The sequence below is a fragment of the Streptomyces sp. NBC_00009 genome (assembly GCF_045040855.1).
GTDB classification, from domain to species: Bacteria; Actinomycetota; Actinomycetes; order Streptomycetales; family Streptomycetaceae; genus Streptomyces; species Streptomyces aureus.
In genome coordinates, this window is record NZ_CP108312.1 from 62364 (window position 1) to 88048 (window position 25685).

At 67.4% G+C, this 25685-nt stretch carries 21 protein-coding genes and 2 pseudogenes; 10 read left to right on the top strand and 13 right to left on the bottom strand.

The annotated features are described in order from the left end of the window. Positions 1-43: 43 nt before the first annotated feature. Positions 44-871 carry a type 1 glutamine amidotransferase domain-containing protein gene (locus OHA58_RS00255; protein ID WP_405474994.1) on the bottom strand — a complete coding sequence of 276 codons (828 nt, stop codon included), beginning with the start codon at positions 869-871 and terminating at the stop codon, positions 44-46. 403 nt (positions 872-1274) lie between these two features. On the opposite strand from OHA58_RS00255, the gene OHA58_RS00260 reads away from it, so the two are divergent. Genes OHA58_RS00260 through OHA58_RS00270 form a run of 3 tightly spaced genes read left to right on the top strand, consistent with a single transcriptional unit; the run spans position 1275 to position 6359 of the window. Continuing rightward, positions 1275-3236 carry an alpha-1,4-glucan--maltose-1-phosphate maltosyltransferase gene (locus OHA58_RS00260; protein ID WP_405474996.1) on the top strand — a complete coding sequence of 654 codons (1962 nt, stop codon included), beginning with the start codon at positions 1275-1277 and terminating at the stop codon, positions 3234-3236. A 4-nt stretch (positions 3237-3240) separates the two neighbouring features. Next, positions 3241-4971: a maltose alpha-D-glucosyltransferase gene (gene treS, locus OHA58_RS00265; RefSeq protein ID WP_405474998.1), complete on the top strand. Its 1731-nt coding sequence runs from the start codon at positions 3241-3243 to the stop codon at positions 4969-4971. Beyond that, a complete protein-coding gene (locus OHA58_RS00270) occupies positions 4968-6359 on the top strand; it encodes a maltokinase N-terminal cap-like domain-containing protein (protein WP_405475001.1) in 1392 nt (463 codons plus the stop codon). The genes treS and OHA58_RS00270 overlap by 4 nt, the downstream gene beginning before the upstream one ends. 772 nt (positions 6360-7131) lie before the next feature. Here OHA58_RS00270 and OHA58_RS00275 read toward each other — a convergent pair. The 7 genes from OHA58_RS00275 to OHA58_RS00305 all read right to left on the bottom strand — a co-directional run bounded on the left by OHA58_RS00275 (position 7132) and on the right by OHA58_RS00305 (position 14523). Continuing rightward, positions 7132-8394, bottom strand: a complete 1263-nt coding sequence (locus tag OHA58_RS00275) for a metallophosphoesterase (protein ID WP_405475004.1) — start codon at positions 8392-8394, stop codon at positions 7132-7134. 378 nt (positions 8395-8772) lie between these two features. After that, the gene (locus OHA58_RS00280; RefSeq protein ID WP_405475007.1) at positions 8773-9714 is read right to left on the bottom strand and encodes an NADP-dependent oxidoreductase; all 942 of its coding nucleotides are present in this window, start codon (positions 9712-9714) and stop codon (positions 8773-8775) included. A gap of 10 nt (positions 9715-9724) precedes the next feature. Further along, entirely contained in the window at positions 9725-10162 is a 438-nt protein-coding gene (locus OHA58_RS00285) for a nuclear transport factor 2 family protein (protein WP_405475009.1), read from the bottom strand. A 26-nt stretch (positions 10163-10188) separates the two neighbouring features. After that, complete coding sequence (locus OHA58_RS00290) at positions 10189-10608, bottom strand: nuclear transport factor 2 family protein (RefSeq protein ID WP_405475012.1); 420 nt, start codon at positions 10606-10608, stop codon at positions 10189-10191. Positions 10609-10647: 39 nt separating this feature from the next. Next, on the bottom strand, positions 10648-11781 hold the full coding sequence (locus OHA58_RS00295) for an acyltransferase family protein (RefSeq protein ID WP_405475015.1): 1134 nt from the start codon (positions 11779-11781) through the stop codon (positions 10648-10650). A 260-nt stretch (positions 11782-12041) separates the two neighbouring features. Further along, complete coding sequence (locus OHA58_RS00300; RefSeq protein ID WP_405475018.1) at positions 12042-13499, bottom strand: MFS transporter; 1458 nt, start codon at positions 13497-13499, stop codon at positions 12042-12044. A 361-nt stretch (positions 13500-13860) separates the two neighbouring features. Beyond that, positions 13861-14523 carry a ScbR family autoregulator-binding transcription factor gene (locus OHA58_RS00305; RefSeq protein ID WP_405475021.1) on the bottom strand — a complete coding sequence of 221 codons (663 nt, stop codon included), beginning with the start codon at positions 14521-14523 and terminating at the stop codon, positions 13861-13863. A gap of 574 nt (positions 14524-15097) precedes the next feature. On the opposite strand from OHA58_RS00305, the gene OHA58_RS00310 reads away from it, so the two are divergent. After that, positions 15098-15829 (top strand): transposase, encoded by a 732-nt coding sequence (locus OHA58_RS00310; RefSeq protein ID WP_405475024.1) that lies wholly within the window; start codon positions 15098-15100, stop codon positions 15827-15829. A gap of 371 nt (positions 15830-16200) precedes the next feature. On the opposite strand, the gene OHA58_RS00315 is transcribed toward OHA58_RS00310, so the two are convergent. Beyond that, complete coding sequence (locus OHA58_RS00315) at positions 16201-17094, bottom strand: helix-turn-helix transcriptional regulator (RefSeq protein ID WP_405475027.1); 894 nt, start codon at positions 17092-17094, stop codon at positions 16201-16203. An 875-nt stretch (positions 17095-17969) separates the two neighbouring features. Further along, positions 17970-18809, bottom strand: coding sequence for an SDR family oxidoreductase (locus OHA58_RS00320; protein ID WP_405475030.1), 840 nt, complete (start codon positions 18807-18809; stop codon positions 17970-17972). Between the two features lie 92 nt (positions 18810-18901). On the opposite strand from OHA58_RS00320, the gene OHA58_RS00325 reads away from it, so the two are divergent. Both OHA58_RS00325 and OHA58_RS00330 read left to right on the top strand, forming a co-directional pair. Then, the gene (locus OHA58_RS00325; RefSeq protein WP_405475033.1) at positions 18902-19354 is read left to right on the top strand and encodes a winged helix-turn-helix transcriptional regulator; all 453 of its coding nucleotides are present in this window, start codon (positions 18902-18904) and stop codon (positions 19352-19354) included. A 178-nt stretch (positions 19355-19532) separates the two neighbouring features. Continuing rightward, positions 19533-20531: an RNA-binding protein gene (locus OHA58_RS00330; protein WP_405475034.1), complete on the top strand. Its 999-nt coding sequence runs from the start codon at positions 19533-19535 to the stop codon at positions 20529-20531. A 253-nt stretch (positions 20532-20784) separates the two neighbouring features. Here the strand turns inward: OHA58_RS00330 and OHA58_RS00335 are convergent, their stop codons facing one another. Continuing rightward, on the bottom strand, positions 20785-21180 hold the full coding sequence (locus OHA58_RS00335) for a hypothetical protein (RefSeq protein ID WP_405475035.1): 396 nt from the start codon (positions 21178-21180) through the stop codon (positions 20785-20787). A 73-nt stretch (positions 21181-21253) separates the two neighbouring features. On the opposite strand from OHA58_RS00335, the gene OHA58_RS00340 reads away from it, so the two are divergent. Next, positions 21254-21610 carry a hypothetical protein gene (locus OHA58_RS00340; RefSeq protein WP_405475037.1) on the top strand — a complete coding sequence of 119 codons (357 nt, stop codon included), beginning with the start codon at positions 21254-21256 and terminating at the stop codon, positions 21608-21610. 387 nt (positions 21611-21997) lie between these two features. After that, entirely contained in the window at positions 21998-22564 is a 567-nt protein-coding gene (locus tag OHA58_RS00345) for a dihydrofolate reductase family protein (RefSeq protein ID WP_405475040.1), read from the top strand. Positions 22565-22667: 103 nt separating this feature from the next. On the opposite strand, the pseudogene OHA58_RS00350 reads toward OHA58_RS00345, so the two are convergent. Both OHA58_RS00350 and OHA58_RS00355 read right to left on the bottom strand, forming a co-directional pair. Continuing rightward, positions 22668-22910: pseudogene (locus OHA58_RS00350) on the bottom strand (transcriptional regulator); the annotation flags it as partial. 22 nt (positions 22911-22932) lie between these two features. Then, entirely contained in the window at positions 22933-23361 is a 429-nt protein-coding gene (locus OHA58_RS00355) for a hypothetical protein (protein WP_405475042.1), read from the bottom strand. A gap of 261 nt (positions 23362-23622) precedes the next feature. On the opposite strand from OHA58_RS00355, the gene OHA58_RS00360 reads away from it, so the two are divergent. Together OHA58_RS00360 and OHA58_RS00365 are read left to right on the top strand one after the other, a co-directional pair. Continuing rightward, positions 23623-24318, top strand: coding sequence for a TetR/AcrR family transcriptional regulator (locus OHA58_RS00360; protein WP_405475045.1), 696 nt, complete (start codon positions 23623-23625; stop codon positions 24316-24318). A 458-nt stretch (positions 24319-24776) separates the two neighbouring features. Next, positions 24777-25681 (top strand): annotated as a pseudogene (locus OHA58_RS00365) (IS3 family transposase); the annotation flags it as partial. Positions 25682-25685: the final 4 nt, after the last annotated feature.

The window sequence follows — 25685 nt, forward strand, 5'->3', positions numbered from 1 at the left end:
CGGCGGGTCCTTTCAGAGGGTTCAGAGGGTGCGGTTGGTGGGGTTACCAGCCGAAGCGGCGCAGGCCGTCCTCCAGGGTCTCGACGAGTTTTTCGCCGCCGAGGACGGAGTCCGGGGTGGATCGGGCGGTGACGAAGGGGAAGTCGACCAGGACGGAGGTCTCCTTGCCGACGTTGCCGTGGAAGGCGCCCTCGGGCCCGGTGGCGTCGCGCAGGATGTACTCGAGCGGGTACGGCGGCGGGCCCATGTTGAAGTCGACGCCGATGAAGCCGGTGCCGTCCTTGTAGTCGTACTCCTTGGGGTGCCCAGTGACGTGCTTGCCCCACAGGATGCTGGAGCGGCTCTCGAGGTCGCGGGCGAAGGCGAGGACGGCAACGCCGTAGCACTCGGCGAGGATGGGCTTGTCGGCTGCGGCGAAGGCGAGGACGACCTCGTGCAGCCGTTCGTTGTTGGCGAGGTCGACGATGGGCCCGCTGCCGCCGACGATGACCATGGCGTCGAAGCCGGACACCAGGTCGTTGAGGGCGGAGTCGAGCTGGCGGTGGTAGTCCTCCACCTCGCGCAGGTGGTTGAGCGCGCTGTAGTAGGGGCGCTCGGGGATGAGGTCCTGCAGGCTCAGGGGGTTGTCGAGCCGGCTCGAGGCATCCATGTCGGCGGCTCGCCGGGCCATGTCACGGGTCGTGACCGAGCGGCCGAGAGGCGGGTCGATGTACTCGGCGTCGAGGCTCGGTGGAAGGGCCTGGGCGCGCTTGCCGGTCGGCGTGATGTAGGTGATCTGGTAGCCGCGCTTCTCGAAGGCCTCAACCGGGCCGACGAGTTCCTCTCCCCAGTAGCCGTACTCGGAAAGCACTACAAGTATCCGCTTGGACACGAGTTCCTCCATCGTTTTTTATCCGGGTCTTTTGAGTCACCACCGGGGGGTGTCTCTTCAATTCCCCGGTCAGACAAGGCGAGTAGAGCGTGCCGGCTCGTCGGGCGGCAAGGAGTAGACCCCGCACAGGAACAACTTGTGGAAGTTAACCCAGTTGGGTTTCGGCCTGGCCGGCACCGCGCACCCTTGCCACAACAGGCCCTCTGAGCTGCTGAAACAGCGTGCTGCAGGTGTGCGCCCCGATGCAGTCGCAAGGCCCCGGCTGCTCTTGTTCGGCGAGTTGCCTTACCCCTCCCCCACTTGCCCGAGTTGACGCAGTGAGCGTCTTTCAAGGTCTTTCACTTCGCAATTCGATGCCTCGTTCTCACTATTACCGAGAGCCTTGGAAGAGGGGAGAAATGCAATGAGTGGAAGACTGGCAATCTCCGACGTTTCGCCGGTTGTCAGCGCCGGTTCACACCCCGCGAAGGCCGTGGTGGGTGAGCACGTGCCGATCGCAGCAACCGTGTGGCGGGAGGGGCACGAAGCGGTGGCCGCCGACGTGGTGTGGCGCCACGAGGACGGCCGGACCCCCGCGGTGGTCGTTCCTATGGTGCTGGCCGACGCCGGCCTGGACCGCTGGGAGAGCTCCGTCGTCGCGGACCGGGTCGGCATGTGGTCGTATCACGTCCAGGCGTGGGCAGACCCATGGACCACCTGGCTGCGCGGTGTGCAGGCCAAGGTCGCGGACGGTCAGTGCGCTGCACAGCTTCAGGCCGACCTTGAGGTCGGTGCGCGGTTGCTGGAGCGGCTGGCGGCCGAGAGCCGGATGCCTCAGGCGCCGTTGCTGGCGGCCGGTCGGCTGCGACGCACCGATCTGCCTCTTGAACAGCGGCTGGCGCCGGCGCTGGGCGCGGATATTGCGTCGCTGGTGCGGCGCAGTCCGCTGCGGGATCTCCTGACTCCCGGGCCTGCCCATCGCATCTGGGCCGACCGGGAACGCGCGCTGTTCGGCGCCTGGTACGAGGTGTTTCCTCGTTCGACGGGCGGCTGGGACGCGTCGGGCGCGCCCGTCCACGGCACCCTCGCGACGACAGCGGCGGATCTTCCACGCATTGCGGCCATGGGATTTGACGTGGTGTACGTGCCGCCCGTGCATCCCATCGGCCTCACCCACCGCAAGGGCCGCAACAACACGCTCAGTGCGACCGCTGACGACGTGGGCTCCCCCTGGGCAGTGGGCTCGCAGGACGGCGGCCACGACGCGGTCCATCCGCAGTTGGGCACCCTGGCGGACTTCGAGTCGTTCGTCGCCAAGGCCACGGAGCTGGGCCTCGACGTCGCTCTCGACCTGGCGTTCCAGTGCTCTCCTGACCACCCGTGGGTTCGGGAACACCCGCAGTGGTTCACCCAGCGGCCCGACGGTTCCATCGCGTTCGCCGAGAACCCGCCCAAGGCCTACCAGGACATCTACCCGCTGAACTTCGACACCGCTCCCGAAAGCCTCTACGCGGAGTTGCTGAGGATCGTGCGGTTCTGGGCGGACAAGGGGGTGCGGATCTTCCGGGTGGACAACCCGCACACCAAGCCTCTGGCGTTCTGGGACTTCCTGATCTGGAAGGTCAAGGAGACCCATCCCGATGTGCTGTTCCTCGCCGAGGCCTTCACCAGGCCGGCTGTGCTGCAGGGACTGGCCAAGGCGGGCTTCACCCAGTCCTACACCTACTTCACGTGGCGCACGACGAAGCAGGAACTCTCCGACTACGCGGCCGAACTGGCCGCCGGTGCGCACTTCCTTCGTCCCAATCTGTTCGTGAACACCCCGGACATCCTGCCTGCCTCGCTGCAGCATGGCGGGCCCGCCATGTTCGCTCTGCGGGCCGCACTCGCGGGGACCCTTTCACCGACCTGGGGTGTGTACTCGGGATACGAGCTCTTCGAGCACCGTGCCGTGCACCACGGCACCGAGGAGTACCTCGACTCGGAGAAGTACCAGTTGCGGCCGCGGGACTTCGCCGCAGCCCGCGCACAGGAACGCAGCCTGGAGCCGTGGATCACACGGCTCAACCACATCCGCAGAGCGCATCCCGCCCTGCAGCAGCTGCGCGACATCCGCTTCCTCGACGTCGACAACGACGCGCTCCTCGCCTACGTCAAGACCGATCCGGCTTCGGGCGAGACGGTGCTGTGCGTCGTCAGCCTCAACCCCTACGAAACGCAGGAGGGCACCGTGCTCAACGCGGCAGCCGCATTCGGCGAACCGGAGGGACACCTGGTTCTGCGCGATGAGATCAGTGGCGAGCTCACCAAAGGGAGCGATGCCATGAATGTTTCGATCAACCCGCGTAAGGCGGTCGCACAGATCCTGGTGGTGAGCCATGTCTGAAGGGATGAGTCCCGAGGTTCTGATCGGTGCCAACGCCGCAGACTTCGATGTCGCGCGCACCCTGCCGGTGGATCGCGACTGGTTCAAACGAGCCGTGTTCTACGAGGTACTGGTCCGCTCGTTCTACGACAGCAACGGTGACGGCACAGGCGACATGAAGGGGCTGGCCGACAAGCTGGACTACCTCCAGTGGCTGGGGGTGGACTGCCTATGGCTCCCGCCCTTCTACGCCTCTCCGCTGCGCGACGGCGGCTACGACATCAGTGACTACCGCAGTGTGCTGCCGGACTTCGGCACCATCGACGACTTCGTCGCTCTGCTGGACGCTGCCCATGCCCGCGGCATCCGTGTCATCACCGACCTGGTGATGAACCACACCTCGGACGCTCACCCCTGGTTCCAGGCGTCACGGACCGACCCCGACGGCCCCTACGGCGACTTTTACATGTGGGCGGATGACGACTCGGGGTTCGCGGACGCGCGGATCATCTTCGTCGACACCGAAACCTCGAACTGGACGTTCGATCCGGTGCGTGGGCAGTTCTTCTGGCACCGCTTCTTCTCTCACCAGCCGGACCTCAACTACGACAACCCCCGGGTCCAGGACGCGATGCTCGACTCGCTGCGGTTCTGGCTCGACCTGGGCGTCGACGGGTTTCGTATGGACGCGGTGCCGTACCTGTTCGCTCGCGAGGGCACCAACTGCGAGAACCTCCCCGAGACCCACGACTTCCTGAAGTCCGTGCGCAAGGTCGTCGACGACGAGTACCCCGGCCGAGTGCTGCTCGCGGAGGCCAACCAGTGGCCCGAAGACGCTGTGGAGTACTTCGGCGACCCGGAGCAGGGTGGCGACGAGGCGCACATGGCCTTCCACTTCCCGCTCATGCCGAGGATCTTCATGGCCGTGCGCTGCGGGACCAAGACACCGATCTCGGACGTCCTGGCCACGACGCCGGCGATCCCCTCGGGAAGCCAGTGGGGCATCTTCCTCCGCAACCACGACGAACTCACGCTTGAAATGGTCAGCGAAGAGGAACGCGCATGCATGTACGCCATGTACGCCGAGGATCCGCGGATGCGCGCCAACATCGGAATCCGGCGGCGCCTGGCCCCGTTGCTGGGCAATGACTACAACCAGCTTGAGTTGTGCAATGCGATGCTGCTGTCCCTGCCGGGGTCCCCGGTGCTGTACTACGGGGACGAGATCGGCATGGGTGACAACATCTGGCTCGGCGACCGGGACGCGGTGCGCACCCCGATGCAGTGGGCGCCTGATCGCAATGCGGGCTTCTCCACCGCTGATCCGGGACGGCTGCGCCTGCCGGTGAACATGGACTCCGTCTACGGCTATCAAGGCGTCAACGTCGAGGCCCAGTCGAAGAACACCTCGTCGCTGCTGCACTGGACGCGGATGATGCTGGACGTGCGGCGTCAGCACCCGGCGTTCGGCATGGGCACCTTCGAGGAGATACCGACCTCGAACGAGAGTGTGCTGGCCTACGTCCGCGAGTACGAACTCCCCGATGGCGGCGTCGATCGGGTGATCTGCGTCAACAACCTCTCCCGGCATCCGCAGCCGGTCACCTTCACCATGCCGGGCCCCACCGGGCACCAGCCCCTCGAACTGACCGGTCAGGTCCCTTTCCCGGCCGTCAGCGAGGAGCCGTACCAGCTGGCGCTGGCCGGCTACGGCTTCTACTGGTTCTTTCTGGGCAGCGAGGAAGGGTCCGCATGAGCACTCTTCTTGCCCTGGTGACATCGCAGGAGGTCGAGCAGGCTCTGGTGCGCTGGCTTCCCGAGCAACGGTGGTTCGACGGAACAGGACGCGCTCTGGCGTCAGCACAGGTGGTGAGAAGCCACGTCTTTGCTGCCCCTGCCGCCCCGGACGGTGCCTTGGGCGCCTTGGTGGTGGTGCGTGCCCGCGACGTCGTCGGAGCCGACGCCGGGTCCTATCTGCTGGTGGTGGGCGCCTGTCAGGCGCAGCGCCGCCCTGGCGGGGAAGTCATTGCCCGCCAGGGCGGCGGCGTGGTCTACGACGCGCTGCAGGATCCACTCCTGATCCAGTGCCTGCTGCAGCTGATGGCTGACGGACAGGGCAGGGACGGCGCAGTGTTCTCCAGCGAACCACCGGGATTCGCAACTCCCGAGAAGCCCATGCCGGTGCGTGCGCTGGGGGCCGAGCAGTCCAACACCTCAGTGACCATCGGTGATCAGTTCATTCTGAAGATATTCCGCCGGGTCTCACCGGCTCCCAGCCCTGACCTGGTGGTGCACCGCATGCTGGTCGACCAGGACTCGGCACACGTTCCGCCGCTGCTCGGCGCGGCCTGGGACGAAGCGAGCGGCGGGACCTACGCCACCGTGCAGGAGTTTCTGCCCAAGGCCCAGGACGGATGGGCAGCCGCGCTGGCCAGTGTCCGCCGCGTCCTGGCACCCGCGGATGCCCGGCCGGCACAGGACTTCGCGGCCCGAGCGCGCGGCCTGGGCGGCGCGCTGGCGTCGGTCCACGGCGATCTGGCGCGAGCAGCGGGGCAGCAGCAGCTGGAGGCCCGCCACTACCGGCAGTTGTCGCAGCTGTTCCTGCGGCGCTTGACGGCGGCTGTGGACGGGGCGCCCCAACTCGCCCCGTACGCCGGCCGGCTGCACGAACAGTTCTCTGCGGTGGCGCGCCTTGCGCCGTCGGCGCACCGCAGCGCCCAGCTCAGCCACGGCGACTTGCACCTGGGGCAGACTCTGCACACGAGCGAGGGCTGGATCCTGCTCGACTTCGAGGGAGAACCGCTTGCCGATCACACCGAGCGGAGCCGGCACCACTCCCCGCTGCGTGATGTGGCCGCGATGCTGCGCTCGTTCGACTACGCCGCCCACCACGAACTGACCGGCACCGTGGACTGTGTGCAAGCCTTGGGCCGCGCGCGCGAGTGGGTCGAGCTCAGCCGGCGGGCATTTTTGGATGGCTATGGGGCTCATCGTGGCGAGTACACGAGCGGGGACCAGGAACTGCTCAGGGCCTACGAGCTGGACAAGGCCGTCTATGAGGTCCTGTATGAGACGCGGCATCGCCCCTCATGGGCGTGGATTCCGCTGCGGGCCATCGAGCAGAGCATCGGAGTGAGCGTCTAGACGTCGCCCGGTCGCCGGGGCAGTCCGTCAGGGGCAGGGGCCCCGCACCGTGCCGGTGTGCAGGGTGCGGGGCGCGACCGTCTTGCCTGGGGCCTTTCGTTTGGATCAGGCCGGAACAGGGAGCGGGGTCATGGGGGTCCCCCTGCTCGAGCGCAGCCGAGAGCTTGGGGGAGCGTGCAGCTGCAAGGCGGAGGAGGGAGTCGACGCGGAGCGTCGGCGAGTGACGACAACGCCGCAGATGTGCGTGCCAGACCCCGCGAGCCCGGCATGATCCAAACGAAAGGCCCTGGGGCCGGGCACGGACCTGACCCGCCGGCTCACACGATCCACCGGACAGCCGCCGGGCTCAGTTCGATACCTGGGCGCCGGTCAGTTCCGCGCGGTGCGCAAGGGGGCTCAGCGGCCAGGACAGGCGGCTCGCCCGTGGTCCAGACGGCGCGCACGGACATGGTGCTCATGCGCCAGCCGCTGTCGGTGCGCCGGAGTTTCGCCTCGCAGACGCCGCCCACCGGCAGTCGGTGCGCCCGGCGGGGTCCTCACCTTGACGTCTGAAGATGTGCAGGGGGCAGCGAACCGGCCGATGGACGCCTGCGCATGGCGCACCGCGTCGGCGCCCTCGGCCACACCGAGCGGTGTCATCGTCCGCAGATCATCCGTGAAGTAGGCGCCCGTCCCACCGTCCTCGAAGCGCCGTTCGTCCATGGTGCGGAAGAAACCGCTGACGAGGGAGCTGATCTCGACGGTGCCGTCAACGGCGCGCTGTGGGCGTCTGTTACGGGTGCCGTCCCGCAAGGGTCACCACGGTGATGTCGGAGGGGGCGCCGACCCGCACTGGCGGCCCCCACGCGCCTGCCCCGCGTGTGACGTACAGCTGGGTGTCCCCCACCTGCTTGAGTCCGGCGGCGGCAGGGCCGGCCAGTCCGGCCAGGTAGTTGCCCGGCCACAACTGACCGCCGTGGGTATGTCCCGACAGCTGCAGATCGACTCCGAAACGCATCGCCTCGTCAACCATGACGGGCTGATGCGCGAGCAGCACCGAGGGGCGGGAGCGGTCCCGGTCCCCCAGCGCGCGGTCGTAGTCGGGCCCCTGCCCGTAGTCCTGGCCGGAGACGTCGTTGACGCCGGCGAGGTCGAAGTAGGGCAGTTCACGGCGGGCATTCTCCAAGGGCTGAAGGCCAAGAGCCCGTACGTGCTCGATCCATGGCGGTGCGCCTGATTCGTATTCGTGGTTGCCGGTCACGAAGAAGACTCCGTCGCGTGCGGTGAGCTGGGCCAAGGGGGCGACGGCGCCGCGGAGGTCGTCGACGCGGCCGTCGACCAGGTCTCCGACGATCGCGATGAGATCGGCCTGCGCGGAGTTCACCGTCTTGACCACCTGTTGTGCGAAATCGTGTCCCAGGATGGGACCCAGGTGGATGTCGCTCACGACGGCAATCCGATAGCCGTGCGCCTGCCGGGGAAGCTTGGCGATCGGCACCGTGAGGTGTTTCAGGCGCGGGCCCCTGAAGACTTCGTAGGTTCCGGCTCCCACCGTCGTGGTCGCGGCCACGGTGGCGACGAGCGCTGTGGTGCGGGCCAGGAAGACTCGCCGGGAAGCAGCGGGCGCCGCCGGTGCCCGCACGCTCGTGGTGTCCGTGGCGGTTCGCTGCACCAGGAGGCTGCCGGAGCGGCGCCCTTGTGTGGGAACAGTGGACTGTGGTGCGGGCGTGTCCACGCTGTCGCGTGCCGTGAGCCGGCGAAGGACTGCGATGAGCTTGGCGGCCGCGTCGCGGACGATGAGGAGCAGCGTCAGGTACAGGAGCAGGGCGGACCACAGGTAGCCGGGCCAGGCGATGATCTGCTGCACCGGGAAGAGCAGGTGCGCCGCCTCGAGGGCTGTCGTGGCGACCATCAGCACGCCCAGCAGGAGGAGGACGGCTGCGCCCGCCCGCCGTACGCGCCGTGTGGAGGTGGTGTCGGCGACCAGCCGGCGCCAGAGGTACCAGTGGACGCCCACCAGCAGAGCGAGCAGTCCGGCAAGGACGAGGTATTCCATGCGGTGCACCTTGGTATTGGGGGGGAGCCCGACGCCGGGTGCCGCTCGCGGCGGTGCCGGCAGCCGGTGAGAGGCCTGGTCGGCCTCTTTCGTGTGGTGTGGGGCGGGCAGGGCTCAGCGCTGCGCGGTGGGCAGCAGGCCTCGGTTCCGGGCGTGGTCGGCGAGTTGGAGGCGCAGCCTGCGTGCTGCCCGGTGCGGTTCGCCGGGTAGGCCAGTACGTCGCGTACGAAGCGGTCGGATCGCTGGGTCGGTGTTTGAGGTGGGTGATCGCTGGTGACTGTGGCGGCCGTCGGAAGGTTTTTTGTGCCTGCTGGGGCCCGGGGAGCCGTTGCGGCCTGCTGGCGGGAGCAACGGCACCCCGGCGGCGCCCGGTCGTGTCTAGCGCGGGGGCTGCACCGTGAGGACGATCTTTCCGCGACCGTGCCCGGCCTGCATACGCCGGTGCGCCTCAGCGGCCTGCTCAAGCGGCAGCCGGTCGGTGATCTCGGCGTTGAGGAGGCCTTGGTCGACGAGGCGCGCGATGTAGGTGAGCGAGTCCCCGTCGGGATGCACTACGTGGCGCAGCACGCGCACGCCGCGTTCCTGGGCGGCCTCCTCCAGCGGGCCGGCGCCCCGTGCCGCGCCGGGGACCGGGGCGATGATGCCGCCCGGGCGCACCGTGCGGACGAGGGCGTCGATGCCGACGAGGTCGACGACGACGTCGATGTCGCTGACGGTGTCGGGCACGGAGGTGGTGGTGTAGTCGACCACCTCATCGGCGCCCAGAGCACAGAGGAAGTCGTGGTTGGTCTTGCGGGCGATGGCGGTGACGTGTGCGCCGCGGGCCTTGGCGAGTTGGACGGCGATGTGGCCGACTCCGCCGGCGGCTCCATTGATCAGTACGTGCTGGCCGGACACGGTCTCGGTGAGGTCGAGGACCTGCAGCGCGGTGAGGGAGCACAGCGGGAGTGCGGCAGCCTGGGCGTACGTGCTGCCGGCGGGTTTTGCCGCGAGGTCCTGTGCGGGTGCGCTGACGTATTCGGCGTAGCCGCCGGCGAGGCTGGGGAAGCGGGGCATGCCGAAGACGTCGTCGCCAGGGGCGAACCTGGTGACGCCCGCGCCGACGGCCTCGACGACGCCGGCGACGTCCCAGCCCCAGATCCAGGGGCCGTCGTCGAACCACGGAGCTGCCTGGCCTTCGCGGCACTCCCGGTCGACGGGGTTGGTGCCGGCTGCGACGACCTTGACCAGGACGTCGTTGTCGGCGATGGACGGCGTGGGTACGTCTGCCGGTTCCAGTACGTCGGGGCCACCGTACTGACGGCTCAGGACTGCGCGCATGAGGGATTCCTTAGGAGAAGGTGTCGTAGTTCTCGACGAAGCCGGACGGGTTGAAGTACTCGCTGAAGTGCCGGATGCGGCCTTCCTCGTCGAACTCGAAGAGCCCGACGCTTTCGTTGCTGTAGAAGCTGCCGTCGAGCAGTTCGATGTAGGGCTGCCAGCGGGCGAAGATCTTGTCGGGGTCTTGAAGGGGGTGGAGTTCGGTGAGCTGGAAGGTGAGCTTGGTGAACCCGCCGGCGATGCTCTTGTAGAGGGTGTGGATCTCGTCCTTGCCGGTGAGCCGGCGGGGCAGTTCACCGGCCGCGTACGGGACGATCTGGGTGCAGTTGTCCGCCCAGAGGTCGATCCAGGAGTCGAGGTCGCCCTCTTCGAGCAGGTAGAAGTAGGCGTTGAGAGCTGCCATGTTCCTGATGCGGCGCTGATCGGGGGTCAGCGTGGTGGTGGGCATGGTTCTCCTTCGTTCTGGCCGGCGGGTCAGGCCGCGTCCTGCGTGACGGGCAGCGGGTTGAAGTACTCGGTGAAGTGCCGGATGCGGCCTTGCTGGTCGAACTCGAAGAGCCCGACGTTCTCGTTGGCGTAGCTGCCGCCCGCGGCGAGTTCGCCCTTCGGGTACCAGCGGGCCAGCAGCTTGGCGGGGTCCTGCAGGGGGTGTATTTCGGTGCCGGGGTAGGCGAGCTGTGTGTAGGTGGCGGCTTGGGCGGCGTAGAAGGCGTGCAGGGCCTCGCGTCCGTCGATGCGGTGGGGAGCGCGCGGGGCGAAGGGGGTGAGGACGGTGCAGTTCTCGGCCCAGAGCTGGATCCAGGCGTCGATGTCCAGGGCGGTGAGCAGCTGGAAGTAGCGGGTGAGGGTGTCCTGGTTGCGGGTGCGCTGCTGTATGGCGTGGTGGGGAGCCATGGATCGCCTCCGTGGTGGGTGGGTTGGGGTACTGGGTGGTCAGGCGAAGGGGCTGGGGTCCGCGCCTTCGTCGCCGTCCACCCGAACGAGGGGCTGGGCAGGTGTCGCGTGCCGCGCGCGCGGGGTGCGTGGCGTGCTCCAACGGCGCATGGCGGGTATTTCCACGTAGCGGTAGGTGGCCCAGGCCACAAGCATGGTGAGGGTGCCGGCCAGGGCGATGTAGCTGAGGCCCGCGGCGGTGTCCCAGGTGGTGAGCGGTCCTCCGAGCCGGCGCCGCACTTCGATGAGGATCATCTTGTGCCACAGGTAGAAGGCGAAGGAGACGTTCCCGAGCCAGACCATTGCTGCGCTGCGGAACGGGGACCATCCACCGTGGAGGTCGGCGTGGGCGGCGGCCGTGATGACCAGCGCCAGTGGCATCGCGGTCACGGCGGCCAGGCCATAGGTGAAGCCGACGTGTGCGCAGAGAATGTAGGAGGCCACGGCGATGAGGATCCCGGCCCCCAGGTTGAAGTGGATCCATCGGCCGCGCTGCAGGATCCGGGCGAGGAAGATACCCAGGAGGAAGTCGAGGGTGCGCACGGGCGGCAGGACGTAGACGAACCAGAACTCGGCTTCGGAGGCGGGGGCGAATCCCACGCCGGGCCGGCTGGGCAGAAGCTGGGCGATCAGTGGTGCGGCCAGGATGGCTGCCCAGGTGGCGCCTGCCCCGTACCAGAGGCGGGAGGGCCGGACGCGGTCCACGAAGCGGATGATCAGCGGGAAGGATGCGTAGAAGAGGAGTTCGCAAGACAGCGACCAGGAGACCGAGTTGGCCGCTCCTGAGATGTCGAGTTGCGGGAACCACGACTGCAGGAGGAATGCGGCGGGAAGGATCTTCCAGCCTCCGAGGCTCTGGCCTGCGATGGCCAGAAGGAGCAGGGCCGCAAGTGTGGTGACCAGGTGGTTCGGGAAAACTTTCGCGGCGCGGCGGCGCCAGAAACGGCGGGCGGTGTCTCCCGGCTTGGCCGACCAGGTGAGGACGAATCCGCTGAGTATGAAGAAGAAGCTGACTCCGACCCATCCTCCTTGGCCGAAGACGGTTTCGTACGCGTCCGAAATTTGCTGTGACTGAAAGGGTGAGTTCTGTCCGATGTGGAAAAAGAAGACCATCAGCGCAGCGACGACGCGCATCCCGGTGAGCGAGGGAAGTTTGTTCAGTGGCAGCCCGGGTCTTGCTGAGGCTTCTCGGGCGGAGGGCATCAAAGCTCCTGTCAGGGTGGGGTCATCAACTGACAGTGAACTGTTTGGCATTGTCGGCCACAACGGTTTTCAAAATGTCCGACCGCATTAAGGGGAGTACACGCAATTGCGTCTGGCGGCAGCGGTTTTCGGCACATGCCTGTGCCCGGTTCCACGTCTGTGTGGAACCGGGCGGGTAGGCGTCTTGGCGTTTAGGCGGCGTGGGCGGGTTCCTGCTTGCCGGCGGCCGGGATGCGCAGCAGCGTAGCGGCGACCAGGAGCGCCACGAGGCAGGCGATTCCGGCGACGACCACGGCCGCGTGCAGGCCACCGAGGGTGGCCAGTTTCGCGGTGGTGGTGGAGGCGAGCGCAGAGGAGCGGGCCGTCACGATGGCGGCCAGCCCGGCGACGCCGATGGCGCCGACGAACTGCGGCATCTGCGACAGCGCCCCGGCGATGCCCTGTTCGTCGTCACGCAGTCCCGAGGTGAGGGTGGTGATGAAGGCGACCACCGACAGGACGTGGCCGAAGCCCATGGCGCCCGAGGTCACCAGGAGCAGCGCGAGGTTGCCGTCGGCGGGCAGCCACACCATGGCTGCGGTGCCCAGGCCCTGCACGAGCAGACCGGCGATCATAGTCTGGCGGGTGCCCCAGGATCCGATGAGGCGGGAGGCGAGGCTTCCGGCGATCATGGCGGTGACGCCCTCGGCGAGGAAGCCGAGTCCGGTGCTCAGGGCGGAGTAGCCGAGCACGTCCTGCATGTAGAGGCTGAGCAGGACGGTGGTTCCGCCGCACATGCCGAAGGTGAAGAATCCGACGACGAACGACCACTTCACGGTGGGGCGCTTGAGCATCTCGACGGAGACCAGGGGGGCGGGGTGACGGGCCTCGACGGCGAGGAAGACGCCGATCAGGACGACGGCGGCGATGAGCGCACCGAGGGTGGAGCCGCTGGTCCAGCCGGCGTCGGTGCCCGTGGAGATGCCGTAGACGAGGGCGAAGAGGCCGGCGCTGGCCAGGATGGCGCCGGGCACGTCGAGGCGGGTGGCGACCCGTGCTCCGTCCTTGGGCAGGAGGGTGGAGGCACCCACCAGGATCACGGCACCGATGATGACCATGATGAGCATGGTCCAGCGCCAGCTGAGCCCGCTGGTGATGAGGCCGCCGCCGATGGTGCCGACGACGAAGCCCAGCGACAGCAGGGCGCCGTTGACCGCGAGGGCCTTGGTGCGCTGGGGGCCTTCCTTGAAGGAGGCGGTCATCAGGGCGATGGCGGTGGGGCCGATCATGGCGGCAGCGATGCCCTGGCCTGCGCGGGCCGCGATCAGGATGCCGGGGTTGGCGGCCGTTCCCGCGACGAGCGAGAGCAGCGTGAACAGGGCGACTCCGAGGATGAACAGCCGGCGCCGGCCGACGAGGTCGGAAACCTTGCCGAACAGAAGCAGGAGGCTGGCGGTGGGCAGCAGGCAGGCGGTGGCGACCCACTGGAGGTCACCCGTGGTAGCGAAGTTCAGGTCCCGGCCGATCTCGGGCAGTGCCACGGTCACGATCGAGAAGTCCAGGGCGATGAGGAATGTTGCACTGCACAGGGTGATCAGTGTCAGCCAGCCCCGGACGCCGAGGCTCTCAGGTGCTGTGGACTGCTGGGTGGGGGTATCGGTTACCACCATGGTGGTTTGCCTCTCACAAGCGATCAGCGGGTAGGTACGGATAAGCCTGTGGCGTGCGTTGTCCGCTGCCCAGGGCTCTGCGATGGATAGGCCTGCGGTGCCTACCACTGGCAGGTGCAGGTTCTGCGACTCTTCAGACCATCGGGTCAAGTGAAGGGGCAGGCAATCCGATCCACAACCACGGCCTGCGCATTTACCGAAGTTGCCGAAGTCGTTGCCGTCCGGGGCCGCATGGTGCGGTGGCTCACGCGAACCTCTGCATCGCCCTCCCCCACCGCAGTTCAGATCGCGATCCTCTACATCGCCCTCCCCCACCACAGTTCAGATGTGGATGGGGGTGTCAGGTCCCGTCCGTACGGGCTCAGAGAAGTGAACTGCTCGCCTGCGGCTGGAAGTCGGCGGGCTCGATGGCGATATCGGGCAGTACCAATTTCCAGACGCGTGTGAGCCAGGCCCGCGAGTCACTGGTCGTCCCGGACGCGCATGCGGGAATGACTTCGGCGAGGATCCCCCGATGCCTGGTGGTGATTTCCAGTCCGGCAATGAGGTGCGCAACGAAGGCCGCCACCGCGTGTACGTCGGCATCGCCGGGCAGGCTGCGGTCCGAGCGCGCCTCAAGAAGCCATGTCCTGACGGGCTTGGTCCATGTCCGGTCCCAATCCATGGCGGCTCCTGCAACCGGGCCCCGTTCGCGGCTGAGCCTCAGGCCGGCGCGGGTGACCCGGTCTTGCTGCAGAATGTCGGCGAGGGTGTGGGTCACGTCGATCACTGCCTGCAGGGCGGGCAGTTGAGCATGTGCGACCTTGGCGATCGCGTGCCGGGCACGCCGGCAGGACAGGGCCTGGACCGCGTCCGCGAGTTCCGCCTTGGAAGCGAAATGGAAGGTGAGGGCTCCTTTGGAGACGCCCGCCGTGGAGCTGATGGCGTTCAGGGCGGCCGCTTCGTATCCGACGTCGTCGAAGACATGAGCGGCGGCTTCCATCAGTGACCGTCTTGTCTGCTCGGCTCTTTCCTGCCTGGCCACGTCGCCACTCCTCTCGCCCTGATCCCACGCATCTACCGACCCCCTCCCCCCGCCTTTCCCGCATAAAAACCTACCATGCGGTATCTTTGCGGATGAGGCCTGCACCAGCCGTCCCGGCGTCTCAAATGGCACGCACCGACATTGCTGTACCCGGCTTCCTTTGGGCAAGGGACCTGCCGCTACCCAGGCAGGTGCGCCGGCCGACCTTGGCAAGTAGTGCGGAAACTCCAAGCCTTCTCATATGCCAATGGCAGTAATGCGGTGGGGATGAGTACTCCAGCCGGACTTCTTCATCACTGCTGGTCAACGGCTTGGGTGCGGGGAGTGCAGCGGGGTGGGTTTGAGTCGGGGCGGTCTTGGCGGACCGCCCCGCGAACGTGTGCCCACGCCGCATGCAGTGACAACGGACCGAGCAGCCCACAGGCGTGATCAATGATGCGCCCACGAGCGTGCGGGGCCAGGAACTCGAGAATCTGTTCCTGCGGGCCGGAGCCTGGTTCGTCCGGGCAGAGCCACGACGCCGGATGCGGGATTATGTGCGCGAACTGGCGGACTGTTGGGCCCGGTGGGCCCGGTGGGCCGCAAGAACGGCCGGCAGCTCGCCGAGCACGCCGGCCATGCCACCTTGGACGGACTTCAGCACGTGCCGGCCCGCAGCCATGGGGACGCCGGCCGTCTCCGCGATGACCTGCAGTCCTCTGCGGCAGAGCAACTCGGCGCATCAGACGGTGTGTTGATCATCGATGACACCGGCTTCGTCAAGAAGGGCACCACCTCGGCCGGGGTGCAACAACCATATGCCGCAACGGCGGGCCGGACCGGAAGACGCCGGTCTGTCCCACGTCGTCGCGGTGCCCACCTCGCAGCAGGTCCACGGCCCGCGCATCGACCACCTCATCGCCCAGGCCCCACCCGAGGCATGGCAACCCCTGTCCTGCGGCGACGGCGCCAAGAAAGAGCGGCGCTACGCATGCGCCGCCCGGCCGCCCGCCGTCCGGGAGTTCGACGGCGAAATACCCACCCGGCAACGCTGGATGCCCGCCCGCCGCAGCACCACCAGACCCGACGAGATCGCCTCCTACCTGGCCAGTGCACCACCGGACGCCACCGCCCGCGAACCGGGCCCGCATCGCGGGATGCCGCTGAAAGACCGAGGAGTGCTTCCAGGGCGCGAACAACGAGTGCGGCCCGCACCCGTACGAACTCCGCCGCCACGCCGGCTGGAACCGGCACATCACACTCGTCATGCTCGCGCACACCTTCCTCGCCGCGATGGCTGTCCAGGAACGCGAAAAAGGGGGGGTGACGCGGCCGACACACCCGACCTCGTGGATCTCACCCCGGCAGAAACCCGCCGTCCGCCGGCAGTTGAACCCCACCGCCGCCCTCCACGACGCCCTCCACGACGCGAGCACACGGTGAGGTTCTCGCACTCAAGACGCCGCCACCCAGCACGCGCCCGACACTGCCGCCACATGCGGCATGGGCACACGTTCGCGGGACGGTCCGCCACGACCGCCCCGCACCCGCCCGACCCCCGCCACACTCCCCCACCCAAGCCGTTGACCAGCAGTAACGAAGAAGTCCGGCGGGAATACCAGGCCCGGCCTGGCGACAGCGGGGGATGTGTGCCGCCAGGCCGGGAGTCTTGCGGGACGACAAACGCGACCGCGAGGGTCAGTCGCCCTCGTCCACCGCGTGCACCGGCCGGCGCACACTCTCGGCCGGTGCGCTCATGCCGATCAGAAGCCGCAGGGCGGCGTCCGAAGGCGAGCCGGGCTCGGCGTTGAAGACGGACACACGCTGCCCCTGATCAAAAGGCAGGTCCATCAGTTCGTTGGCCAGCGTCATCGGACCCACCAGCGGGTGCTGGAAATCCCGCGTGAGGCGGGCACACGGCTGGACGGGATGCGCGGCCCACAGCGCAGCGAACTCCGGGCTGCGCAGAGTGAGTTCACCGATGAGTTCCGCCAGCTTCGGGGCGTCGGGAAAACGCCCCGCCGTCAGACGCAGATCCGCCACCGTGTCACGGGCCTTTTCCTTCCAGTCCGCATAAAGCTCTCGGGTATGACTGTCCAGAAAGACAAGCCGTGCGGCATTGGGCCGTTCCACACGCCGGCCCGGCGCCTCGAAGTCGAGGTGTCCTGCCACAAGCGCGTGAGCGGCCCGATTCCAGTACAGGACGTCACCATAGCGGCCCATGACCAGACCAGGCACACCGCCCAGCGAATCGACCATCAACTGGACACCGGGCCGCACCCGTTCAGCCCGGGAGCGCCTTGGCGCCCGCGGCCGGGTACGGGCCAGACTGTGCAGGTGCGAGCGTTCCGTGTCGTCGAGCTGCAGAACACGGGCAATCGCATCAAGCACAGCATCCGACGCGTTCGGACTCTGCCCCTGCTCCAGCCGCGTGTAGTAGCCCGCACTGACCCCCGCCAGCTGCGCCAGCTCCTCCCTGCGCAATCCCGGCACACGCCGACGCCCTCCGTAATCCACCAGGCCCACATCTTCAGGACGCAGCCGAGCCCGACGCGAGCGCAGGAACCTTCCAAGTTCGGATCGTTGCCCCATGACCCCAGCATGACCCGCTCCCCGCCATCGTGCCTGCACCTGGCAGTTGCAGGCACCATGGCACACATCACAACCCGCCCGCTCCAGCAACACTGAAACCACGACCACCCGCCGAATCCGGTGATACCAGTTGAATCCACCATAGAAAACAAACCGTCAGGTTCACACCTTTGCCGCGAATGCCGAACCCGACCCCGCTCCGGCACACGTAGCGGCATCACCGCAACGACACCACGACGAACTTGCCCGCCGTCGGCAGATCACGAGGAAATCGCAGGCAGGAGCTGTGCATTCACCCCGACCAGCACCCGCACCCCGGACAGGCCGCCCGCCCTGCGGTCGTACGGGCCTCGACCCGGACAACCGTGTCGATCACCTCGACCGATTCCACCAACACGCCCTCGACCGAGGAAAACAGCAGCTCGTTCAACTGCGGCAGCACTGCGTTCACGGCGAAGGACGAGCACCAATCTGCGGTGATCTGCCAGCTGCCCCACCGATCCGAGCCAGTTCCAGCCATACATCATCGTTGCCGAGGCGTATCCGCGGCTGTTCCATCGTCGCCCTCCGACATCCCTGGCCTGGGCTCAAGATCTTATGGGATCGACTCGCGCGATGTCCGTACCCGTTCGTCTGGCAGGCGCTGGCCGCCAATCTCCATACGGCGCCTGACACTCTGCTGGAAGTGAGTCCGGCCGTCCGGCGATCACGGCCCTGGGCCACCCGCAGCTGCCGGGACTGCCTGGGCTGGGGCTGGATCGACCGCCCCCGCTGCAAGGCGCTCTTGAGCTCTGGCTGGTGGTGGGCGGTGACGGGGCCGCCCCGTGCGGCCGTAGTCGCACGAGGCTGCCCGGGCACTTCAGCTGAGTTGTGCCTCAGCGAAAAGCGGCGATGCGACGGGCGGCCCAGTCGTTGAAAGGACGCGGGGCGCGGCCGAGGACTCGTTCCACGTCTGAGCTGATCCGCCGTTCGGCGGGGTTCGGGGCGGAGATGATGTCCAGGGTGTCGTCGGCGAGCTCCGGCGGCACGAACTGGGTCATCGCGGCCTTGGCCTCCTCCCGGGTGAGTTCGTGGAACTGCACCGGCGAGCCGAGCACGGCGGCGATGACCTCCGTCTGCTGACGGGGCGTGATCACCTCGGGCCCGGTCAGCTCGAAGATTCCGCCGGTGTGACGGTCGTCCAGTAGGCAGGCCGCCGCGACCTCGGCGATGTCCGCCGGGTCGACGATCGGAACCCCGACATCGCCGAAGGGTGCGGCGACCGTCCCTTGCGTGCGGACGGACTCCGCCCACGCCAAGGCGTTGGAGGCGAAGCCGCCCGGTCGCAGGATGGCCCATTCCAGGCCGGTCTCTCTCAACGCGTCCTCCACCGCGCGCATCGCGATCCGCGACGGGCCGAGCGGCCTGGTCGCCACGCCCTGCGAAGACAGCAGGACGACCCGGCGGACCCCTCTGGCAGCGGCCAGGTCGATAAGGTCGGTCGGCCTGGCTTCGGGGGCGTGCAGGTCGCCGGACAGCAGGAGGAACAGCGCCTTCGCCCCGTCCAAAGCGGGAGTGAGGCCCTGTGGCTCGGCCAAGTCAGCCGGTACGTGCCGGACCCCGTCCGGCATTGCCGCCGCGTGCCGTGACACCGCCGTCACCTGCTCGCCCGCCTCGGCCAGGGCCTGCGTCAAGGGCCGGCCCACATTTCCGGTAGCCCCGGTCACCACGATCATGTTCAGCTCCTAGTCCGTTGTGCACTGCGGCAATTGACGCTAGGAGGCAGGCTTACTTTTTGTAAGAACATACCCAGAGGTAAGCTCCGGACATGAGGGAAGGCGCGCAGCTGACGCAGGCCGAGGCGAGCAATCGGTATGAGGTGTTTCACACCGACTGCCCTGCGCGCGACGTGGTCGACCACGTGACCAGCAGGTGGGGTATCTGGGTGCTGATCTCCTTGCGGAGCAACGACCTTCGGTTTTACGAGCTGCGCGACAGCATCCAGGGCATCAGTGAGAAGATGCTCGCTCAGACACTGCGCGCGCTGGTCCAGGACGACCTGGTCTGGCGGAAGGTCGAGCCGACGACGCCACCCCAAGTCACCTACGGGCTGACTGAGTTTGGCCAGGACGTCGGTGAGCCACTGACGGACTTGTTCGACCGGATCACGCAGCGGCTGGCAGCCGACGGGGCGTCCGCCACGGAGCGGCTGAGCGCAACAGGCCGCCCAGCCAGTCTCAGTTCCGTGGCCGATCGGCCACGGAATAGCCACCGGCCGTGAGATTCGGCCAGCCAATCCGAGATCCCACACCTGGATGTAGGATCTCGCGGCTCGTGCCATAGAGCATTGCGCTGACCAGCATTTTCCTGATCTGTCTCAAGACGTTGCCCTACGCCTCTGTCTCACCTCCCATGGCATTTCCTCGCGGGGCGACACGAGCGTGCTGGATGATGGGGCGGTGCAGTTCCCCTACGTCTACCGCGTCACCAAGTACGACCCCGCCGACCGTGACGAACACGGGTGTTACACCGGCAGTGAGGACATCGTCAGCGATCACGGCGAGGTCGAGGCGTCTTACCTTCAGGCGGTCGCGGCCTTCGCCAGGGACACCGGCGTCGATCACCTGGCCGTACGTGAACCACAGATTCCGTCCTACGTGCACTTCGGTGTGGAGCCTCCGGTGGACGGCTTTGGGTTGGACGGGCTCTTCCCTGCCGGCCCTACCGGTTTTCACGACGGGGCAGAAGTACCGCTCGAAATCGGGCTGCAGCTGGTGCGCGCCATGCTGCGCGACAACGGCGCCTGGTGCCGGCTGGAGGCGGAAGGCGCGTTCGCGGTCCATGTGGGATGGGACCAATACCTCTACATCAGCAGCAGCCGGCCTTGCGAGGAAGCGTTGGCCCACGCCCGGGAGCTCGGACTGTTCCCGGAACGCCTGGACGCCTCCCCGTACGCCTTCGGGGCCGAGGAGGAAGAGCAGGGCATCCAGCGGCCCGGCGATGACGACTTCTGGGCCGACCTGCACAGGGCAGTCGCCACCGGCCGTGCAGGAATCCTGGAAGAGACATATCTCGAAGGTGCCTCACGATGGCACCACCTCACCAGCGACACCATCGACCCCGTTCGCGTTGGACTGGCTCCCCGGGCCCGTCTCGCCGTCTGGCCGTCCCTGTCCACCGACATCGACGTCGTCCTGGGAGCCCTGCCCGCTGATGGCCTCGTCGAAGGCGTGTGGCAGGACGACGACGGCAGCATCCACAGCGCCGTCGCCGGCGAGGACGGGTTCCCCGAACTGACCGCCCGGATATCCCGTGCCCATGCCGCCGCGCTTCTGTCTGTATATGCGGGTGAATCTATGCCTCTGTGCACTGCTGTCATGCCCGACAACGACGGAGTCCTACGGGCTCGTTGGCGAACCGAGCCGACGCCGAGCGACCGCGACTGGGCACTTCGTTAGCCCCAAGGGTGAGCGCTTCGACCGGCCTGTCTCAGATTGGCGGCCGACCGGCCATCGAGTGACCATCGCTCGTGAGATTCGGCCACGGAATCTGAGATCCCACACAGGCTGTAGGTTCTCACTTTCGGTGTCATGCGCCGACGCTGCGACTTGGACGTTTCCCTTCAGTCTCACGACGGGTCGGCCGGCGGCTGTCTCAGAGCGATGTCATTTCCTCAGACTGTCCACCAGGCTGCGCCACTGCCCGAGGGCGTCACGAACCTGCATCGGCAGCTATCCGTTCCATCCAATTGCGCACGGTCACTGCTCGCGCGATGCGGTTGACGATGTCCTTCTTGGACGCCGTGTCCAGAGTCTGCGGGATCTTGTCGAAGGTGTCGGGAAGGACGTCGAGCAGACCCCAGGTCTGTTCGCCGGTGTAGACGGTCAGCAGTTGCTGGCACCTCCACTGCAGCGGCATCTCGGGACGGTGTGTGAGCCGCTGCACGAGCGTTGGGAACAGGTAGTGCGTCGCCTCTGCGGCGAGGTGCGCTTGGAGCCAGTCGACGGGGAGTCGCTGGCTGAAGCCGTGCATGGCGGCGTCCTGGGCCAGGTCGAGGAGCTGGCTGGTGTCGACGGCTCGGACGGTGCGAGGAAGAGCTGGGCCCATGCCGAGAGGATGCCAAGGAGCCGCATCATGAGATCACCGGGGCGGTGTCAGAGTCGTGCTGGAGGATCAAGCCATGCTGATTGCAACTGATGAGGCAGGGCGCGTGGTGAAGAAGCCCTCGAAGCCGGCGATAGGCAGGATGCTGGCCAACCTCCAGCGCGGAAACGCGCATCTAGTCCTGGAGCGCGTGGAGGAGGACCTGGAGGGCAGCTGGTATGTCCAAGTGCTGCTGCGTGACGACAACACGTACCAACTCGAATTCCGGGACGGTGTAGCGGCCGAGCACTATCAGACGCGGACCCTCTCTCAGGAGAAGATCCTGACCGCCATGCTCGGCTGGGCGGCCGGTAAGCCGGACTGGAAGGACTGCTTCATGTGGAACAACATCGGCTCGCAGCTCGGGGCCGATGACGCCCAGCACCAGGGCTGACACGACCTTGACCTCGCACTTTGCGTCATGAGTCACCACTTTGAACAGCGGCTATGTGCAAGCGATATGCAGTCAGCCGTGAGACTGTGCAGCGAAATTGGAGACCCTACAAGCCTGGTGTAGGGTCTCGCCGCTCGTGACATGTCGATCTTGCGTGACCTGGGCGTTCTTGGCTGTCTCACGGCCTTGTCACCCATGATCAGTCTCAAATCCGTGGCATTTCCTCGCGAGGGCGAGGTCGAGATCAGGCGGCTTGTCCGAGTCGGCCGAGTACACCACGCTGAGCCCCGAGCACGAGGACTACCGGCGAGCCCAGATCGCGCACCGACGAGTTTCCCGCGCCGCGCTGGTCTATACGCCGGACACCCACGGACGGAAGGCTGCGCCATGCGGAAACTGATCTACGGCATGAACCTGACCCTGGACGGCTACATCGCCGCGGCCGGCGACGACATCGGCTGGAGCGGACCGCCGAGCGACGAGCTGTTCCAGTGGTGGCTCGACCACGAGCAGGCGAGTGGCCTGTCGCTGTATGGGCGCAAGCTGTGGCAGACGATGAGCTCCTACTGGCCGACCGGCGACCAGCAGCCGGGCGCCACCCCGGCGGAGATCGAGTTCGCGCGGAACTGGCGGGACACGCCGAAGGTGGTGTTCTCCTCGACGATCGACAAGGTCGACTGGAACACCCGCCTGGTCACCGGCGACGCGATCGCCGAGATCACCCGGCTCAAGGCCGAGGACGGCGGCCCAATGAACATCGGCGGCGCAACGCTCGCCGGGGCGGCCATGCGCGCCGGGCTGATCGACGAGTACGCGATCGCCGCCTATCCGGTCCTGGTGGGCAGCGGCACGCCGTTCTTCACCGCGCTGGACAGCTGGGTGAACCTGAACCTGGTGGAGACGCGGACGTTTCCCGGCGGCGTGGTCCTGACCAGGTACGAGACGAGGCGCTGAGCAGCAGCACCCACGCGCTCGTCTCACGGTGATGTCGTATACGACATCGGTACGACACGACCCGTGAGATTACGACATCAGCCGCGAGACCCTACAGCAGCCGTCAGGCAGCGAAGCCGATGTTCATGACGTACACGTAGGCGCCGTAGTCGGATCCGAGGTCGACGGTGATGCCGTCGAACCATGCCTCGTCCATGGCCTCGTCGTCATCGGCTGCCCATGCCTGCACCATCCGGTCCCAGTGCCGCACATTGAGGGTGCGGAAGGAAACGTCACGCTGGAGTGGTCGGGGGACCTGGGACTGGTTGAGGGGATGGAACTCGACGCGGGTGCCCCGGCCTTGCCGGAGTGGGGCGGCTCGGGCCGCGTCAGCTGTGGTTCAGGGACCACGCGACCTGGTCCTCGTACCAGCGGGCGGCGCTGACACCGTGCCACGAGGCCGCTGCGTCGACCTGGTCCTCGTACCAGCGGGCGGCGCTGACACCGTGCCACGAGGCCGCTGCGTCGACCTGGTCCTCGTACCAGCGGGCGGCGCTGACGCCGCGCCACGAGGCCGCTTCGCCCTCGTGGTCCGCAGCCCGTACGTGGCGCACAGTGTCCTGCCCACGGTGGTCGTCATCCGTGTGGTGGCCGGCTTGCTCGCTGTTGGTCGCGGAGGTGGCGGACACGTACTGCGTGTGCTGCACGGGCACCGAAGTCGCGGCTGCCGACGCCGAGCCGCCGGCTCCGAGAAGGGCTCCGCCGGCCAGTGCCGTGGAGGCGAGTGCGATCGAGACGCGCTTGGTCATGCTGTTCATGGTCATTTCCCTTGCGAGACTGCCGCGGTTTCGCCGAACTGGCGGCCGCCGCTCTATGTGAACCGAGATCCGGAAATCCCGGGTCAGTCGGCTTGCCGCAAGGTCATCCGGAGGGGTGCCTCACATTCGGCTCTGCCACCGTACCCGAGGGGTGCCTCATGTTTGCGGTGAGGCTCATCACAGCACGTCGGAGGGGCGAGATTGCGATCGGAAACATGACAACAACCGAATTCGAGGGGGGCCTCATGTTACGCTCGAACCATGAGCCACCACCACGCCCCGTCCGCGAGGGAGACGCCGACGAAACCCCTGCGCCGTGACGCACAGCGCAACAGGGACGCGATCGTGGCCGCCGCCCGCACGGCCTTCTCCGAGCAGGGCCTCGGGGCGTCCCTGGAGGGCGTCGCCCGCGAGGCCGGCGTCGCGATCGGCACGCTCTACCGCCACTTCCCCACCCGGCTCGACCTGGTCGAAACACTCTTCAACGCGAAGTACACGGAACTGCTCACCGCCGCGGAAGAAGCCGCAGCCATGGACGATGCCTGGGAGGGGTTCTGCCGCTACCTGGAGAAGCTCTGCAAGCTGCAGGCCTGCGACCGCGCCTTCAACGACCTGGTCTCGGCACGGCTGCCCCTTCACGTGGCCGGCCGCGAGATGTACGAACGCACCAAGGAACTCTGCGTCCAGATCATGCGCAACGCCCAGGAACAGGGCGTCCTGCGCGGCGACGTCACCGCGCAGGACATCGCCTTCGTGATCTGGTCCCAAGCCGGGATCATCCAGGCCACACGCACCATCGCCCCCCAAGCCTGGCGCCGCCACCTCCACCTGATGCTCGACGCCTTCCGCACCGAGGGCTCCCACGAACTGCCCGAACCTCCTCTGACCAGCCAGCAGGTCGACCAGACCCTCGTCACTCTCGAGTGCACCGAAGAGGGCTGCCGCGAGCAGTCCTGACCACACGAGAGACGAGGCCGCCGACAACAGCTGCGCATCACACCGGACCGGCGCCACACCGGACCGGCACCTCGGCCGACCGGCCGGGAAGACCCCGGACAGCACTCCGGGCGGCAGGACCACGGCCCGTCCGACCGCCGTCTCCGGCTGCCCCGGCCCGTGCTGTCACACGCCGCCCGCATCTCACAGGGCATCCACAGACGCCGGTGGCTGCGGGCGCCTTCACCGTTCATGGGATCAGCGATGCGCTGGTCGCGGATGCGTCGACCTGGGACCAAGTTGATCTGGGAGTCGGCGTATGTACCGGTGGCTCACGTGAAGCGTTGTTCGTCTGCCTCGACGTATCCGAAGGGGTCTGGTGCAGGGTTGGGTGACAGGTTGACCTGCCCCACGGGCCTTGACCCTTGATCCTGGACACACGAGACACTGGATCCTGAGGATCTGAGGACGGACATCTCGTGGTCATGAAGAACTATCCGCCGCAGTTCAAGGCGGACGCGGTCGCGCTGTACCAGTCGCGGCCCGAGGCGACGATCCGGCAGGTCGCTGCCGATCTGGGAATCAACCCCGAGACCTTGCGGAACTGGGTGCGGGCAGCCGGCGTGAGCCGGCCGCGGGGACGCCGGGCGGAGGTGCCGACCGAGCCGCCGACGCCGTTGGAGGCGGAGAACGCCGCTCTGCGCAAGAAGGTCCGTGAGCTGGAGGAGGAACGCGAGATCCTGCGCAAGGCGGCGAAGTATTTTGCCGGGGAGACGCGCTGGTGAACCGCTTCCAGTTCGTTGCCGACCACCACCGCCGCTACGGCGTGAAGCGGCTGTGCACCATCCTCAACATCGCCCGCTCCAGCTTCTACTACTGGCGTCGGACGGCCGCAGACCGGGCCGCCCGGCAGGCGGCCGACACCCGCCTCGCCGCCCGGATACGGGCCGTGCACCGCGAGTCGGACGGCACCTATGGCGTTCCGAGGATCACCGCCGAGCTCCGCGAGGCGGGTGAACGCGTCAACCACAAGCGGATCGCGCGGGTGATGCGGGGTGCCGGTCTGGCGGGCGTTCGCCTGCGCCGCAGACATCGCACCACTGTTGCGGACCCGGCCGCGGCGAAGGCCCCGGACCTCGTCGGCCGCGACTTCACAGCAAGCGAGCCGAACACGAAGTACGTCGGCGACATCACCTATCTCCCGCTGGACGGCGGGAAGTTCCTGTATTTGGGTACCGTCATCGACCTCGCCTCACGCCGCCTGGCCGGCTGGGCGATCGCGAACCACATGCGCACCGACCTCGTCACCGACGCTCTGACCGCCGCCGAACGCACCCGCGGAAGCCTCGCCGGGGCGGTCATACACACCGACCACGGGGCCCAAGGCG

Coding starts and splice junctions, on each gene's coding strand:
- OHA58_RS00335 (WP_405475035.1), bottom strand. CDS start 21,180: ATGGGCCCAGCTCTTCCTCGCACCGTCCGAGCCGTCGACACCAGCCAG.
- OHA58_RS00340 (WP_405475037.1), top strand. CDS start 21,254: ATGCTGATTGCAACTGATGAGGCAGGGCGCGTGGTGAAGAAGCCCTCG.
- OHA58_RS00280 (WP_405475007.1), bottom strand. CDS start 9,714: ATGCGCGCAGTCCTGAGCCGTCAGTACGGTGGCCCCGACGTACTGGAA.
- OHA58_RS00355 (WP_405475042.1), bottom strand. CDS start 23,361: ATGAACAGCATGACCAAGCGCGTCTCGATCGCACTCGCCTCCACGGCA.
- OHA58_RS00345 (WP_405475040.1), top strand. CDS start 21,998: ATGCGGAAACTGATCTACGGCATGAACCTGACCCTGGACGGCTACATC.
- OHA58_RS00290 (WP_405475012.1), bottom strand. CDS start 10,608: ATGGCTCCCCACCACGCCATACAGCAGCGCACCCGCAACCAGGACACC.
- OHA58_RS00320 (WP_405475030.1), bottom strand. CDS start 18,809: ATGATCGTGGTGACCGGGGCTACCGGAAATGTGGGCCGGCCCTTGACG.
- OHA58_RS00295 (WP_405475015.1), bottom strand. CDS start 11,781: ATGCGCGTCGTCGCTGCGCTGATGGTCTTCTTTTTCCACATCGGACAG.
- OHA58_RS00270 (WP_405475001.1), top strand. CDS start 4,968: ATGAGCACTCTTCTTGCCCTGGTGACATCGCAGGAGGTCGAGCAGGCT.
- OHA58_RS00275 (WP_405475004.1), bottom strand. CDS start 8,394: ATGGAATACCTCGTCCTTGCCGGACTGCTCGCTCTGCTGGTGGGCGTC.
- treS (WP_405474998.1), top strand. CDS start 3,241: ATGAGTCCCGAGGTTCTGATCGGTGCCAACGCCGCAGACTTCGATGTC.
- OHA58_RS00285 (WP_405475009.1), bottom strand. CDS start 10,162: ATGCCCACCACCACGCTGACCCCCGATCAGCGCCGCATCAGGAACATG.
- OHA58_RS00360 (WP_405475045.1), top strand. CDS start 23,623: ATGAGCCACCACCACGCCCCGTCCGCGAGGGAGACGCCGACGAAACCC.
- OHA58_RS00315 (WP_405475027.1), bottom strand. CDS start 17,094: ATGGGGCAACGATCCGAACTTGGAAGGTTCCTGCGCTCGCGTCGGGCT.
- OHA58_RS00300 (WP_405475018.1), bottom strand. CDS start 13,499: ATGGTGGTAACCGATACCCCCACCCAGCAGTCCACAGCACCTGAGAGC.
- OHA58_RS00260 (WP_405474996.1), top strand. CDS start 1,275: ATGAGTGGAAGACTGGCAATCTCCGACGTTTCGCCGGTTGTCAGCGCC.
- OHA58_RS00325 (WP_405475033.1), top strand. CDS start 18,902: ATGAGGGAAGGCGCGCAGCTGACGCAGGCCGAGGCGAGCAATCGGTAT.